This window comes from Myxococcus sp. CA040A (assembly GCF_013336725.1).
Taxonomy (GTDB): domain Bacteria; phylum Myxococcota; class Myxococcia; order Myxococcales; family Myxococcaceae; genus Myxococcus; species Myxococcus llanfairpwllgwyngyllgogerychwyrndrobwllllantysiliogogogochensis.
On the sequence record NZ_JABUMR010000004.1, the window covers coordinates 654,945 to 668,474 of the forward strand.

15 protein-coding genes are annotated in these 13,530 nt (G+C 69.6%); 10 read left to right on the plus strand and 5 right to left on the minus strand.

Annotated elements, in window-relative coordinates:
• Window positions 1-9 precede the first annotated feature (9 nt).
• From HUA75_RS19715 to HUA75_RS19730, 4 genes are all read right to left on the minus strand, one after another.
• Window positions 10-1,302 carry a folylpolyglutamate synthase/dihydrofolate synthase family protein gene (locus tag HUA75_RS19715; RefSeq protein ID WP_174487269.1) on the minus strand — a complete coding sequence of 431 codons (1,293 nt, stop codon included), beginning with the start codon at window positions 1,300-1,302 and terminating at the stop codon, window positions 10-12.
• Window positions 1,303-1,326: 24 nt separating this feature from the next.
• The gene (gene accD, locus HUA75_RS19720) at window positions 1,327-2,178 is read right to left on the minus strand and encodes an acetyl-CoA carboxylase, carboxyltransferase subunit beta (protein WP_141648190.1); all 852 of its coding nucleotides are present in this window, start codon (window positions 2,176-2,178) and stop codon (window positions 1,327-1,329) included.
• Between the two features lie 81 nt (window positions 2,179-2,259).
• Window positions 2,260-3,015: an MBL fold metallo-hydrolase gene (locus tag HUA75_RS19725; RefSeq protein ID WP_141648191.1), complete on the minus strand. Its 756-nt coding sequence runs from the start codon at window positions 3,013-3,015 to the stop codon at window positions 2,260-2,262.
• Window position 3,016: 1 nt separating this feature from the next.
• On the minus strand, window positions 3,017-3,667 hold the full coding sequence (locus tag HUA75_RS19730) for a Crp/Fnr family transcriptional regulator (protein ID WP_141648199.1): 651 nt from the start codon (window positions 3,665-3,667) through the stop codon (window positions 3,017-3,019).
• A 156-nt stretch (window positions 3,668-3,823) separates the two neighbouring features.
• Here HUA75_RS19730 and purM point away from each other — a divergent pair, with 156 nt between their 5' ends.
• The 4 genes from purM to HUA75_RS19750 are packed head-to-tail and all read left to right on the plus strand — an operon-like array spanning window position 3,824 to window position 6,426.
• Entirely contained in the window at window positions 3,824-4,861 is a 1,038-nt protein-coding gene (gene purM / locus HUA75_RS19735; RefSeq protein ID WP_141648192.1) for a phosphoribosylformylglycinamidine cyclo-ligase, read from the plus strand.
• Complete coding sequence (purN, locus tag HUA75_RS19740; protein WP_174487270.1) at window positions 4,858-5,523, plus strand: phosphoribosylglycinamide formyltransferase; 666 nt, start codon at window positions 4,858-4,860, stop codon at window positions 5,521-5,523. The genes purM and purN overlap by 4 nt, the downstream gene beginning before the upstream one ends.
• A 47-nt stretch (window positions 5,524-5,570) precedes the next feature.
• A complete protein-coding gene (locus tag HUA75_RS19745) occupies window positions 5,571-6,113 on the plus strand; it encodes a DUF523 domain-containing protein (protein WP_141648194.1) in 543 nt (180 codons plus the stop codon).
• Window positions 6,114-6,135: 22 nt separating this feature from the next.
• Window positions 6,136-6,426 carry a hypothetical protein gene (locus HUA75_RS19750; RefSeq protein ID WP_141648195.1) on the plus strand — a complete coding sequence of 97 codons (291 nt, stop codon included), beginning with the start codon at window positions 6,136-6,138 and terminating at the stop codon, window positions 6,424-6,426.
• Here HUA75_RS19750 and HUA75_RS19755 read toward each other — a convergent pair.
• Window positions 6,423-7,502, minus strand: coding sequence for an enoyl-CoA hydratase/isomerase family protein (locus tag HUA75_RS19755; protein ID WP_141648196.1), 1,080 nt, complete (start codon window positions 7,500-7,502; stop codon window positions 6,423-6,425). The two genes, HUA75_RS19750 and HUA75_RS19755, sit on opposite strands and share 4 nt — an antisense overlap.
• Before the next feature lie 86 nt (window positions 7,503-7,588).
• Here HUA75_RS19755 and HUA75_RS19760 point away from each other — a divergent pair, with 86 nt between their 5' ends.
• The 6 genes from HUA75_RS19760 to HUA75_RS19785 all read left to right on the plus strand — a co-directional run bounded on the left by HUA75_RS19760 (window position 7,589) and on the right by HUA75_RS19785 (window position 13,526).
• Window positions 7,589-8,275, plus strand: a complete 687-nt coding sequence (locus tag HUA75_RS19760) for an HAD family phosphatase (protein WP_141648197.1) — start codon at window positions 7,589-7,591, stop codon at window positions 8,273-8,275.
• Between the two features lie 92 nt (window positions 8,276-8,367).
• Entirely contained in the window at window positions 8,368-9,891 is a 1,524-nt protein-coding gene (locus HUA75_RS19765; RefSeq protein ID WP_174461922.1) for an NAD(P)-binding protein, read from the plus strand.
• Window positions 9,892-9,994: 103 nt separating this feature from the next.
• Window positions 9,995-10,186 (plus strand): 50S ribosomal protein L28, encoded by a 192-nt coding sequence (rpmB, locus tag HUA75_RS19770; RefSeq protein WP_015348676.1) that lies wholly within the window; start codon window positions 9,995-9,997, stop codon window positions 10,184-10,186.
• 4 nt (window positions 10,187-10,190) lie between these two features.
• Complete coding sequence (locus HUA75_RS19775; RefSeq protein ID WP_141649102.1) at window positions 10,191-11,150, plus strand: N-acetylmuramic acid 6-phosphate etherase; 960 nt, start codon at window positions 10,191-10,193, stop codon at window positions 11,148-11,150.
• Between the two features lie 37 nt (window positions 11,151-11,187).
• Entirely contained in the window at window positions 11,188-12,342 is a 1,155-nt protein-coding gene (locus HUA75_RS19780; protein ID WP_141649101.1) for an anhydro-N-acetylmuramic acid kinase, read from the plus strand.
• The gene (locus HUA75_RS19785; protein WP_141649100.1) at window positions 12,339-13,526 is read left to right on the plus strand and encodes an ATP/GTP-binding protein; all 1,188 of its coding nucleotides are present in this window, start codon (window positions 12,339-12,341) and stop codon (window positions 13,524-13,526) included. The genes HUA75_RS19780 and HUA75_RS19785 overlap by 4 nt, the downstream gene beginning before the upstream one ends.
• The last annotated feature ends 4 nt before the right edge of the window (window positions 13,527-13,530 follow it).

Here is a 13,530-nt window from a genome sequence, read left to right on the forward strand (position 1 = left end):
GGTGGCCCTTCAGGGTGTTCGGGTCCGGTCTTTCCGGGCTCGCACCATGCCAACCAGGAAGAGCGAACCGGTGCACAGCACGACGCCATCCACGCCCGCTCGCCGCCGGGCTTCCGCCAGCGCGGAATCCACGTCGGGCCATGCGGCCACGTCGGCGGCCAGGGCGCGCGCTTCGTCCAGATAGGCCGCCGGTGACAACGAGCGCGGGGTGTCCAGGGGGGTGAGCTGGACGGAAGCACACGCGGGAAAGAGGGCCCGCATCATCGGCCCCCGGTCCTTGTCCGCCACCACGCCGAAGACGCAGTGAATGGGGCGACCCGCATACAGCGCCCGCAGGGACGCCAGCAGCACCGCCACACCCGCGGGGTTGTGGGCTCCGTCCAACAGGACAGTGGGCCCCTGCCCTACTTCCTCCAGCCGTCCCGGCCAGCGCGCCGAGCCCAGGCCCGCTCGCGCCGCCTCGGGGGTGACGGCGATGCCTCGCGCGTCGAGGGCCTCCAGACAGGCCAGCGCCACTCCAGCGTTCTGGAGCTGATGCGGTCCGCGCAGCGAGGTCCGCAATCCGTCCAGCCTCCAGCCTGGTCCCCTGTAGGCCAGGCTGCCGTCGGCCTGAGGCTCGGTGGAGAAGTCCCGGCCCTCCACCCAGAGCGGAACGGACAGGGCACGGGCACGGGCCTCGATGGCCTCCAGGGCCTCGGGCTCCTGCCGCGCGACGACGCACGGCACGCCAGGCTTGAGGATGCCGGCCTTCTCACCGGCGATGGAGCCCAGGGTGTTGCCCAGGTACTCCATGTGGTCGAAGGAGACGGGGGTGATGGCGGTGACAATCGACGGCGCGGCGGTGGTGGCGTCCAGCCGCCCACCCAGGCCCGTCTCCAGCACCACCACGTCCACGGCCGCTTGCGCGAAGTGCCACAGGGCGACGACGGTGCCGAACTCGAAGTACGTCATCGGCTCCGCGACGGCGGAGGGATAGCGCTCCAACACGTCGAGGATGGCGCGGCCGAAGTCCTCGTCGGAGATGTCCTCGCCGCCCACGCGGATGCGCTCGTTGACGCGCACCAGATGCGGGGACGTGTAGAGCCCCACGCGGTGGCCCGCGGCCTGGAGCGCGGTGGCGGCGAAGGCGCAGGTGCTGCCCTTGCCGTTGGTGCCCGCGACGTGGAGCACCGGATAGCGGCGCTCCGGGTGGCCCAGGGCCTCGAGCGCCTCGCGCACCCGTTCCAGCCCCAGCTTGATGCCGGAGGGGTTGAGCCGGGAGAGGAAGCCCAGGGCCTCCTCCGGTGTGCGGGGCGCGCTCATGCCAGGGACGCGAGCCGCGCGGACTCAGCCCAGCAGGCCGAGAATCTGCCCGAGCTTCGCGCGCAGGTCCTTGCGGTTGACGATGCTGTCGATCATCCCGTGCTCGAGCAGGAACTCCGAGCGCTGGAAGCCCTCCGGCAGCTTCTGGCGGATGGTCTGCTCGATGACGCGCGGACCGGCGAAGCCGATGAGCGCCTTGGGCTCGGCGATGATGACGTCGCCCAGCCAGGAGAAGGATGCCGCCACGCCACCCGTCGTCGGGTGCAGCAGCACGGAGATGTACGGCTTGTTGCCGGTGCGGAAGCGGGCGATGGCCGCGGACGTCTTCGCCATCTGCATCAGGGAGAAGATGCCCTCCTGCATGCGAGCGCCGCCGGAGGCCGAGAAGATGAGCGCCGAGCACTTCAGCTCGTGCGCGCGCTCGAAGGTCCTCGCCACCTTCTCACCCACCACCGAGCCCATGGAGCCACCCATGAACTCGAAGATGAACGCGCCCACGGAGACCTGGTGGCCGGCGATGCGGCCCACGCCCGAGACGAAGGCGTCGTTCTCCTCCAGGTTCTTGCGCGTGGACTTCAGCCGGTCCTTGTACTTCTTCGTGTCACTGAACCCGAGCGGGTCCTGCGGCTCCAGCTCCTTGTCGAACTCCTCGAAGCTGTCCGGGTCCAGCAGCGTCGCCAGCCGCGCGCGCGCGTTCCACGGATGATGGTGGTCGCAGTGCGGACACACCATCCAGTGCTTCTCCAGCTCCTGCCGGTAGATGATCTCGTCGCAGTTCTCGCACTTGGCCCACAAGCCCTCCATGCGAGACGGACCGGGCTCGGGTTGCTGCTGGGTGTCGACGGCGATGCGGGGCTTCTTCGAAAACCAGGCCATGAGGGGCCGGGGGTTAATCCGACCGTCTCCGCCCGTCAACCGTTCCGTGTGGCGCGCCGCGTCGTCCCTCTTGGGACGGGGCTAGAACTCGAAGGTGTCGTTCAGCTCCAGGACTTCCACCGGCATGCTCGCCAGCTCCTTCTTGAGCTGGGCCACGAAGGCTGGCTTGAGGTGGTAGAGCATCACGGAGGTCCCGTTGCGCTCGAACTTCTGGAGCTCCAGGCCCAGGGTGTGGGGCGTGAGGTGGCCGGAGATGTCGGCCAGCGACTGGAGGGCGTTGGGGAAGGACGTCTCCAAGAGGAGCGCCTTGAGGTCGCGCGTCTGGTTGAGGGCCTTCCAGAGCTTGTCGGTGGGGCCGGTGTCGCCGCTCATGGCGAGCGACGTCTTCCCATTGGAGATGATGAAGCCGCAGGACTCCACGGGGTGGCTCACCGGCACGCTGCGCACCGTGTAGGGCCCCACCTCGAAGGTGCCGCCGGCGCGGAACGTCTTGATGCGCAGGACGGGGTTGGCCTTGGTCGGGATGCGGGTGAAGTCCGGCCAGAGCGCGTTGTTGAACATGTTGTCGCGCAGGGCCTTGGCGCACTCGCGCGAGGCGTGGATGGTGACGGGCTTGTCGCGGCGACCGATGACCAGGTCCGCCATCAGCGGCAGGTCCTTCACATGGTCGAAGTGACTGTGGCCCACGAGAACGTGGTCCACCCGACACAGCTCCTCCAACGAGAGCGTCCCCGTCAGTGCGCCCGCATCGAGCGCCAGCACGTCATCGACGAGAAAACACGTGCTCTTGCACGTGGGAAGCTCGCCACCGTGGCAGCCGAGGACTCGGAGCTTCACGCTAGAGGTCTCCGAACTTCCACTTCATCTCCAGGTATTGGAGGAAGTCGTGGAGTCTGGCCGTGTCATACACGGTGACTCTGTCACCACTGCGTGAGATGAGGCCGGCCCGGATCATCCGGTCCAGCACGTTGCGCACCGCGGGCTCGCCCACGCCAATCTGGCGGGGCATGTCGCGGACCACGAAGTCCACCTCGGTGCCCTCTTCGGACGGACGACTCCGGGTCTGGGACAACAGGATGAGCTGGTGGACGACCCGGCTGGCCGGATCATTGTGGAGCAGGTTCTCAATCTGGGCGTCCGCCTCGGAGAGCCGCCCCGCCAGCGTCTTGATCATCCGGACGGCGATCTCGGCGTTGCCGCGGATCATCGCCTCGAACGTCTTGGGGTCGATGACCAGCAGACGAGCGTCCTCGTTGACGACCGCGGACGCGTTGCGGGGCTTGTTGGAGATGATGGCCATCTCCCCGAAGAATTCTCCGGCGCCCAGCACGGCAAGCGTCTTCTCCACGTCGCGCACGCGCTTCGTGATGGAGACCTTGCCCGCCTGGATGACGTACATCTCCCGGCCGGCCTCTCCCTCGCGGAAGAGCTCGGTGCCCTTTGAGAATTCCTTGCCGAAACGTTGAAAGAGGGTTTCCTCGGCGCCCATCCTGCGAGGAGTCAATCAGCCCCTCCCCCCCTGGTCAAATTCCATGTTGTGCGGATCAGTGGGACAGCGAGTGTGTGCAGGCGTCCGCGCCTCAAACCCGACACCCCCTTTTCGCTGGCCGAGACAACGGGCGCGCCGGCCGATAGAAGGCCGCCCGTGGGAACGACCTACAAGCAGTCCGGAGTGGATATCGAGGCCGGCGACGCCTTCGTCGACCGAATCAAGCCCTTCGCCGCGCGGACGATGCGTCCGGAGGTGTTGGCGGGCGTCGGCGGTTTCGGCGGGCTGTTCGCCCTGCCGCCGGGAAAGTACCGGGAGCCGGTGCTGGTGGCGGGCACGGACGGGGTGGGCACCAAGCTGAAGGTGGCCTTCTCCGCGGGCCGGCACGGCACGGTGGGCATCGACCTGGTGGCCATGTCGGTGAACGACATCCTCACCTGTGGCGCGGAGCCGCTGTTCTTCCTGGACTACTTCGCCACCGGGCGCCTGGAGGTGGACGCGGCGGCAGAGGTCGTCAAGGGCATCGCCCTGGGCTGCGAGCAGGCTGGCTGCGCGCTGTTGGGCGGCGAGACGGCGGAGATGCCGGGCTTCTACGCGCGGGGCGAGTACGACCTGGCGGGCTTCTGCGTGGGCGTGGTGGAGCGGTCGGCCATCATCGACGGCAAGAGCGTGAAGCCGGGTGACGCGCTCATCGGGCTGACGTCCTCGGGGCTGCACAGCAACGGGTACTCGCTGGCGCGCAAGGTGCTCCTGGAGGACTCGAAGCTCGCGCTGGACGCGACGCCCGAGGGCCTGGGGCGTCCGCTGGGCGACGCGCTGCTGGAGCCCACGCGCATCTACGTGAAGGACGCGCTGGCGCTGCTGGCCGAGGTGAAGGTGAAGGGCATGGCGCACATCACCGGCAGCGGGATTCCGGGCAACCTGCCCCGGTGCCTGCCGGATGGGACGCGCGCGGTGCTGAGCGAGAAGTCCTGGGTGAAGCCGCCCATCTTCGACCTCATCGCGAAGCTGGGCAGCGTGGCCCGGGACGAGATGTTCAATACGTTCAACATGGGCCTGGGCCTCATCGTCGTGGTGGCACAGGAGGACGTCGCGAAGGCGCTGGAGGTGCTGCGCGGACGGGGCGTGGAGGCCAGCGAGGTGGGCCGCGTGGAAGCGGGCCAGGGCGAGGCCACGGCGGTCATCGAGCCATGAGCGGACGGCGGGTCCGGCTGGGCGTGCTCGTCAGCGGCAGCGGGAGCAATCTCCAGGCGCTGCTCGACGCGTGCGCCCGGGAGGACTTCCCGGCCGAGGTGGCCTGCGTCGTTTCGAACATGCCTGGCGCCTACGCGCTCGAGCGGGCTCGCGCGGCGGGAGTTCCGGCCGTGGTGGTGGACCACAAGGCCCACGCGTCGAAGGTGGAGTTCGAGGCGGCGCTGTTGGAGGCGCTGCGCGCGGCGGGCGTGGAGTGGGTGTGCCTTGCGGGGTTCATGCGGCTGCTCAGCGCGGACTTCCTGGGGCGCTTCACGGGCAAGGTGCTGAACGTCCACCCTTCCCTGCTGCCGTCATTCCCAGGGCTGCATGCGCAGCGGCAGGCCTTGGAGCGTGGCGTGAAGGTGGCCGGGTGCACGGTGCATTTCGTGGACGCGGGCACGGACACCGGGCCCATCATCGGACAGGCGGCCGTGCCTGTGCTGCCGGATGACGATGAGCAGAGCCTGAGCGCTCGCATCCTCGTCGAGGAGCATCGGCTCTATCCGTTGGCCGTGCGGCTCGCGGTGACGGGACAGGTTGCGCTGAATGGGATGTGCACTCGCGTGACGGCGGTAGCGACGGCGGGAGAGCTGGCGCTGCGCAGTCCCGGGGCCGTGAAGTGACGGGCTCGCGAGGGCCTTCCGGCGCGCTCGGCGACGCGGCTGGTGGAATGGGCCCAGTCACGGAGCATGCCGACCTTTCGAAGCCCGGCTCGGCGCAGGCGTGCGCGGACCCGTCAAAGGACGACAGGCGCGCGGCGCTTCGCGAGGCATCCACGGTGCTCGTGAGCGCGTGCCTGCTCGGGGAAGCCTGCCGGTACGACGGTCGCTCGCAGCGCTCCGAGAGAGTGCTCGCGGCGCTGGAGGGCAAGGCAGTCGTTCCCGTCTGCCCCGAAGTGGGCTCGGGCCTTCCCATCCCTCGTCCTCCCGTGGACCTCTGCGGTGGCTCGGGTGTCGACGTCTGGGCGGGACAGGCGCGGGCGCTGGAACGAGAAGCTCGCGTCGACCGGACCGAGGACTTCAAGCGAGGCGCCCAACTGGCCCTGGATGCCGCGCGCAACTTCGGTGCTTCGGTAGCGCTGTTGAAGGAGAAGAGTCCTTCCTGCGGAAGCCAGCGCGTCTACGAGTCCGGGACACTGAGGCCCGGTGAGGGCATCACCACGGCGCTGCTCCGCTCCGAGGGCGTCACCGTTGTCAGTGACGAGGACCTGTAGCCTGTCGCGCCAGAGCCCTTCCATGTCCGTGCTCTCGCCCTGTCCCGAGAAGATTCGCCGCAGGGGTGGAGAGGTGCTCGGCGACGAGGACTTCGAGCTCGTCCGCTGCGCCTCGTGCGAGACACAGTACCTGCACGACTCGGAAACAGAGGCGCTCTACCTCGACCCGGCGGACCTCACCATCGTCTGGCGCAACGTCGGTGGCCTGCCTCCTCCATGCCGAGGCTGTGGCCGCCTGGACTGGGACTTCCAGGTCCTCCCCAATCCCGGCGACGAAGCCGCCCGCCAGGGCCCGTGGAGCTGGGCGCTCTAATTCGACGACACGACGAACTCGTCACCCGCCCGAGGCGCGAAGCACGCCTCCACGTCCGCTTCGGTGACATCGCCCAGCGTGCCCGGGTGCCAGCGCGGCTTGTTGTCCTTGTCCACGAGCACCGCGCGAATGCCCTCGCGGAAGTCCGCGCGCGCCGTCATCGACTGGCTCAGCCGATACTCCACCGCCACCATCTCGTCGTAGTCCCGCGTGCGCCCCATCCGCAGCTGGCGCAATGACACCTTGAGACTCGTCGGACACATGCGCACCAGCGTCGCCCACGTCTCCTGGGCCCACGCCGAGCCCTCCGCCTCCAGCGCCTGCTGGATGTCCTCCACCCGCTCCGCCGCGAAGCACCGGTCCATCGCCGCGTGCTGCGTGGCGAGCACCGACGTCCCCGCGTCCGCGTGGAAGCCCGCGAGGATCCGCTCCACCACCGCGCTCGCCGGCCCCGTCCCCCACTCCGCCTTCACCAGCGCCTCCAACACCGAGGCGAGCCGCGCGGACTCCACGTGGTGCGTCCCGTAGCCGAGCCACATCGCGTCCGCCGCGCTACACCGGGCCCCGGTGAGCCCCAGATACGTCCCCGACTCACCCGGGAAGCGCGGCAGGAACCAGCCGCCCCCCACGTCCGGGAACAACCCCAGCGCGGTCTCCGGCATCGCCAGCACCAGCTTCTCCGTCACGACCCGGTACGCCCCGTGGATGGAGAGCCCCACACCGCCGCCCATGCAGACGCCGTCCACCAGCGACACGTACGGCTTGCCGAAGTGGTGGATGCGGTGGTTCAGCGCGTACTCGGCGCGGAAGAACTCACGCGACACCCGCTCCTGCTCGCCCCGAGGAGACTCGGCCACGGACGCCGCCACCGCGCGCACGTCGCCTCCCGCACAGAAGGCCCGGCCACCCGCGCCCTGGATGACCACGGCCTTCACCGCCGGGTCCGCCGCCCACGCATCCAGCTGGGGATGCAGCTGTCGGCACATCTCCAGATTCAGCGCGTTCAGCGCCTTCGGACGGTTCAGCGTCACCACGCCCACCGCCCCACGCGTCTCCATCAGCACGCCATCACTCATGTGGAGCCCCGAATATCAGTCATGTCGGCCTGACGCGCGCGATTCGTGGACCGCCCCGTCCCCCGCCGCGCTATGGGTGGGAAACCATGACACCTTCCGACACGCCCCTGCGCGCCGCCGTGTTCGACATGGACGGTACCCTCGTCGACAACATGGTGTTCCACAACCAGGCCTGGGTGGCGCTCGCGCGCAAGCTCGGCCTGTCCCTCACCGCCGACGACTTCCAGACCCGCTTCGCCGGCAAGAAGAACGAAGAAATCCTCCCGGAGCTGCTCGGCCGAGCGCTCGCCCCCGACGAACTGGAGCGGCTCGCGGACGAGAAGGAGAACCACTACCGCACCCTCTACCGGCCCCATCTGCGGCTGCACCGGGGCGCCGAAGCCTTCATCTCCCGCCTGCGCGCGGCCGGCATCCCCATGGCCATCGCCACCGCGGCACCCCACGGCAACCGGGAGCTGGTGATTGACGGGCTGGGCCTGCGCCCCGTCTTCCACCGCATCGTCGGCGCCGAGGAGGTCTCCCGGGGCAAGCCCTTCCCGGACATCTTCCTCGCGGCCGCCCAGGGCCTGGGCGTCGACCCCTCCCAGTGCCTGGCCTTCGAGGACGCCATCCTCGGCGTCATGTCCGCGCACGACGCCGGAATGCCCGTGGTGGGAATCACCACCACGACGTCCTCGACGCAGCTGCGCCAGGCCGGCGCCCTCTGGACGCTCCCGGACTTCACCACCCTTCCGCCCGAGCTGGAGGCGCGCCTCTTCGGCGTGGGGAGCTGAGCCCGGGGCCGGGTCACTCCGCCCCCACCGGCCTTCACGGCGCGCCAAAAGGGAGCCAGCGGCGCGGGACGTTGTGTAGTGTTGCCCGCCTCATGACGTCCGCAGCCAAACTCAAGCTTCCCTCGGGTCCATCCCGGCACGTGTATGACGTCATCGTGCTGGGCAGTCAGCTGGGTGGTGCGCTCTCGGCCGCGTTGCTCGCCAAGCGCGGCCACCGCGTCCTGCTGGTGGAGCACGACGGCATGGGCCCGGGTTACGAGCACGGAGGCTACGTGCTCCCCTACGCGCCCTTCGTCGCGCCGCCCCTCAAGGCCATGCCCGCCGTGGAGGAGGCCCTCACCGAGCTGGGCCTCACCACCACCGTGCAGCGCGCGCTGCGCCCCCACTCCCCCGAGCTGCAGCTCGTCCTGCCAAGAAACCGCATGGACCTGCACTCCGACGCCACGCGCCGCAAGGCCGAGGTGACGCGTGAGCTGGGCGAGGAAGGCGAGGCGCTGCTGGGCGCACTGGTCGGCACCACCGCGCAGCACGAGGCGAGCGACGCCTTCTTCAAGGCCCACCCCGCCCTGCCCCCGGATGGATTCTTCGAGGGATGGGGCCTCAAGAAGCTCATCAAGGCCCACCCCGGGCTGGAGACTCCGCTCCGGCTGGCCTCGGACGCCCCCGCGGCCTCCCTGGTGCGCGGCCTGCGCCCCTTCATCAACCACCTGGAGAAGCCGGAGTCGCCGCTCGCGCTCACCCGGACCTTGTCCCAGGTGCTGGCGGCGCCCTCCTTCTTCGCCGGCGGCCACGACGGCCTGCGAGAGATGCTCACCCGGCGGCTGGCGGAGCTGGGCGGCGACGTGCTCGGACGCGACAGCCCCACCGGCTTCATCGTCGAGGAGCTGTCCTTCGACGGCAGCAAGTTCGCCGGCGTGAAGCTGGTCCGCTCGGACACGATCTACCGCGCGGCCTGCCTGGTGGCCGCCACCGACTCCGGCGCGCTGCGGCGGCTGGTGACGGACAAGAAGCACCACCGTGGCCTGATGGAGCACCTGGATCAGTCCACGACCAAGTCCATCCTCTTCACCGTCAACTGGGTGGTGCCGGAGACAGCGCTCCCTCGTGGCCTGGGCGAGCTGACCCTCGTGGACACCCAGGACGCGGAGCTGGGCGCCATGCTGCTCCAGCTCCACCCCGCGCGGGCCTCGGCCACGGGTGGCAAGGAGAGCAAGGACGCGGAGGCCCTGCGCGTCGTGTGCGCCGGCGTCTTCATCCCCGCGTCCGCTCGGGAGCTGGGCGAGGAGCACCTTCAGGCCCTGGCCACCCGCATCGACGCGCAGTTGGACGCCGTCATGCCCTTCACCGCGCAGCACCGGCTCTTGCGCTCCGTGCCCTACCTCGACGCCAGCGGCTCGCGCGGCACGCGGCTGATGCCGCACCCGCTCTACAGCTTCGAATCGGAAGCAGTGCTGGGCGTCACCGGTTTGAGTCAGCGAACCCCGGTGAAGAACCTGCTGCTCGCGGGCCGCGAGGTGCTTCCCGGCCTCGGCCTGGAGGGCGAGCTGCTCGCCGGAGTGCGCGCCGCACGCCTGGTTCAAGACATGTTGAACAAGAAGGATCCGCTCAAGGGCTGATCCAAACGGCTGAAAGGCTGGATTTCCAAGCGGCTTTCTGGCAGGTTCCGCCGCTCTTTATCGGCAGGCGTCCAACGCCCCAGTTTTCAAGGAGTTAGAGGTCATGGCGTGGAAGTGTGACATCTGTGGCAAGCGTCCGCTCGTCGGCAACAACGTCAGCCACGCGAACAACAAGACCAAGAAGCGAACCCTCCCGAACCTGCAGAAGGTCCGGGCCAGCGTCGAGGGCCGCACGGAGCGCGTTCTCGCCTGCACCCGCTGCATCAAAGCGGGCAAGGTGACGAAGGCGGCTTGAAGTAATGCGCTCGGGGGTGGGGTCCTCACGCGCTTCATCCAAGAAACTCCCTCCCACCGAGCGGCTTCATCCCCGCGCGGACGACCTTGATCTACGCTCCATCGGGTCGGTCGTCCGCCGGTTACATGACGAGGACGTCGTTGCCGTCCGTGCGGTTCGCCCCGCGTTGCCCGCTGTCACCCAGGCAGCGACGGCCGTGGCGAATGCGTTGCGGGCGGGCGGCAGATTTCTCTACGTAGGTGCTGGCACCAGTGGACGTCTGGGCGTGCTCGACGCCAGCGAGTGTCCTCCTACGTTCGGCAGCCCTCCTTCCCAGGTCCAGGCTCGCATCGCTGGTGGACGCCGGGCGCTGACTCGCGCCGTGGAAGGCGCCGAGGACGACGCCGACGCGGGCGCCTCCGACGTGCGCGCCTTCGACGCGGGCCCTCTCGACGTCGTGTGCGGCATCTCCGCCAGCTCCTCCACGCCGTACGTCCGGGGTGCGCTGCGTGAAGCGAAGCGGCGTGGGGCGCACACGGTGCTGGTGTGCTGCAACCCTCCCAAAGCTCGCGCGGACGTGGACACCCTGGTGCTGGCGCGCACGGGGCCGGAGCTGGTGGCCGGCTCGACGCGGCTGAAGGCCGGCACGGCGACGAAGCTGATCCTCAACGCCATCACCACCGCGGCCTTCGTGGCGCTGGGCAAGGTGTACCGGGGCCGCATGGTGGACGTGCGCCCCGCCAACGCGAAGCTGCGAGCCCGCGCCGCGCGAATGGTGGCCGAGCTGACGCACCTGCCCGCTCCGGAAGCCTCCCGTCTGCTGGAGGCCTCCGGCGGCGAGGTGAAGGTGGCCGTGGCCATGCACTTCACGGGGCTGGACGCCCGGGGCGCCCGGAAGCGTCTCCAGGAGAACGGCTTGCGTGCGCTTGGCGGCCCGGGACGTAAGGGCGCGCACGCACGGAGCCCCCGCTCGCCCGGCCGCTGACGGCGCGGCGTGGGGGGCGAGTCTTAGACTTGGAGGCATGCGCCTCCAACCTCCCCTCCCTGACTCCCAGCGCCCGCGCCTGTGCGTCGGGTTGCTGTCCGGCACCAGCGCGGATGCGGTGGAGGCCGCGCTGTGCGAGGTGACGGGCACGGGTGGCGGAGCCCGGCTGCGACTGCTGTCCCACGTCTCCGCGCCCTTTCCTCCGGAGCTGGTGGTCCGGATGCTGGGGCCCCAGGACGCCCGCTCCCTGAGTCAGCTCGACTTCGAGTTGGCCGAGCACTTCGCCCGCGCCGCGCTCCAGGCGATTGAGCGGGCCGGGGTGGCGCTCTCGGACGTGAGCGCCATCGGCTCTCACGGGCAGACGATGGCGCACCTGCCACCAGGGACCTCGGCCTTCCCCTCCACCCTGCAGATTGGCGAACCCTCCGTCATCGCCGAGCGCACGGGCCTGCCCGTCGTCAGCGACTTCCGCACCCGGGACGTGGCCGCCGGAGGCCATGGCGCGCCGCTGGTGCCCTACTTCGACTGGGTGGCCTTCCGAAACCCCGAGGCCCCTCGCGCCCTGCAGAACATCGGCGGTATCGCCAACGTGTCCGTCGTCAGCGCGCGACTGGATGACACCCTCGCCTTCGACACCGGGCCCGGCAACATGGTGATGGATGGGCTGGCGCGGCGCGTCACCCAGGGGAAACTGGCGTGCGATCTGGACGGGAGTCTGTCACGGCAAGGCCAGGTGATTCCGGCGCTGCTGGCGGAGCTGCTCACGGACGCGTTCCTCGCGCAGGCTCCTCCCAAGAGCACCGGGCGCGAGCGCTACGGTGATGTGATGGTGGAGCGCCTGTGGGCGCGCTACGCGGACCGCCCCCATGACTTGATGGCCACCGCGCTGGAGTTCACCGTGGAGAGCACCGCGCGGGCGTACGAGACGTGGGTCCTGCCTCGCACTCCAGGTCTGGAGGCGATGTACGCCTCGGGAGGGGGTACCCGGAATCCCCGGTTGATGGAGCGGCTCGAGGAGCGGCTGGCCCCCCTTCCCGTCCGCCGGCTTGATACCCTGGGATTTCCGGAAGGAGCGAAGGAAGCGGCCCTGTTCGCGTTGCTGGCCGCCGAATTCCTCGTGGGAACCCCCGCGAATGTCCCGTCCGCAACTGGCGCGAAGCGTCGAGTCGTTCTAGGAAAGCTGACACCGTGAGCAGCGTGAACCTGATGGCCCGCGAGGTGGCCGCCAAAATCGTCTTTTACGGACCTGGCTTGTCCGGCAAGACGACCTCGCTGCGGAAAATCTACGAAACCGTCCGGCCCGCGCACCGGGGCGAGATGATGTCCATCGCCACCGAAGGCGACCGGACGCTCTTCTTCGACTTCCTCCCCGTGAAGGTGGAGCGCGTCGGGGACTGCTCGGTGCGGCTGGCGCTGTACACCGTGCCCGGTCAGGTCTTCTACAACGCGACGAGGAAGCTGGTGCTCCAGGGCGCCGACGGCGTCGTCTTCGTGGCGGACTCGCAGCCGGACGCGATGGACGCCAACCGCGAGTCGCTGGCGAACCTGGAAGAGAACCTCTTCGAGCATGGCATCCGGCTGGACCGCTTCCCGCTGGTGATGCAGTGGAACAAGCGGGACCTGGAGAATGTGCTGCCCGTGGAGCAGCTCCGCCAGGAGCTCAACCCGCGCGGCGTGCCGGACTTCGAGACCGCCGCCACCAATGGGCGCGGGGTGCTCGACACGCTCAAGGCCATCACCCGGCTGGTCATCAAGGACCTGCGCGCCAAGCGCATCGTCCCGCCGCCGCGCCCGGTGGCCCCCGTCGGTGGCGCGCAGCCCGCGGGACTGGAAGCGCAGCTCGCCCAGCACCTCCAGCACCGGCAGCCGCCCCCTTCGACGCATCTGGCCCCGCCCTCGGGCCATGGCCCCGCCGTGGCGATGATGCCGACGCCAGTGCCTCATCGTCCTTCGGGCTCGTTCCCCGCGATTGCTCCCCCGCCTCGGGTGGAGCCCATGGTGGCGCCGCCTCCACCTCCCATCGCGGCCCCCATCTCGCAGGCCGCCTCCGCCAAATTGCTCGGCGCGGTGAGCGCGCTGGCGCCGGGAGACCTGTTTGACCACGCGCGCGCGGCCGAGGCCGCGTTCATGGCGGGCAACTACTCCACCTGCGTCACGGCCTGCACGGACGCCATCCGGCGCTCGCTGGCGTTCGCGGGCGAGGGCACGCTGGCGCAACAGGCGTTCCTGCTCCGCGTGGACGGGGCGGATCTGCTGCGCATCCAGGGACTTGCCACCCAGCAACACCTGCGCGTCGATGACGCGGCGTTCGCCCTCTACGTGCTGATGCAGACCTTCGTCCGCCTCAACGCGGTGGGCCTCCCCGCCTCGGAGTAGCTTG

Bases quoted from the DNA above. Each gene is read 5' to 3' on its own strand.
- HUA75_RS19715 (WP_174487269.1), bottom strand. From the start codon at position 1,302: ATGAGCGCGCCCCGCACACCGGAGGAGGCCCTGGGCTTCCTCTCCCGG.
- accD (WP_141648190.1), bottom strand. From the start codon at position 2,178: ATGGCCTGGTTTTCGAAGAAGCCCCGCATCGCCGTCGACACCCAGCAG.
- HUA75_RS19730 (WP_141648199.1), bottom strand. From the start codon at position 3,667: ATGGGCGCCGAGGAAACCCTCTTTCAACGTTTCGGCAAGGAATTCTCA.
- purN (WP_174487270.1), top strand. From the start codon at position 4,858: ATGAGCGGACGGCGGGTCCGGCTGGGCGTGCTCGTCAGCGGCAGCGGG.
- HUA75_RS19745 (WP_141648194.1), top strand. From the start codon at position 5,571: ATGGGCCCAGTCACGGAGCATGCCGACCTTTCGAAGCCCGGCTCGGCG.
- HUA75_RS19750 (WP_141648195.1), top strand. From the start codon at position 6,136: ATGTCCGTGCTCTCGCCCTGTCCCGAGAAGATTCGCCGCAGGGGTGGA.
- HUA75_RS19755 (WP_141648196.1), bottom strand. From the start codon at position 7,502: ATGAGTGATGGCGTGCTGATGGAGACGCGTGGGGCGGTGGGCGTGGTG.
- HUA75_RS19760 (WP_141648197.1), top strand. From the start codon at position 7,589: ATGACACCTTCCGACACGCCCCTGCGCGCCGCCGTGTTCGACATGGAC.
- HUA75_RS19765 (WP_174461922.1), top strand. From the start codon at position 8,368: ATGACGTCCGCAGCCAAACTCAAGCTTCCCTCGGGTCCATCCCGGCAC.
- rpmB (WP_015348676.1), top strand. From the start codon at position 9,995: ATGGCGTGGAAGTGTGACATCTGTGGCAAGCGTCCGCTCGTCGGCAAC.
- HUA75_RS19775 (WP_141649102.1), top strand. From the start codon at position 10,191: ATGCGCTCGGGGGTGGGGTCCTCACGCGCTTCATCCAAGAAACTCCCT.
- HUA75_RS19780 (WP_141649101.1), top strand. From the start codon at position 11,188: ATGCGCCTCCAACCTCCCCTCCCTGACTCCCAGCGCCCGCGCCTGTGC.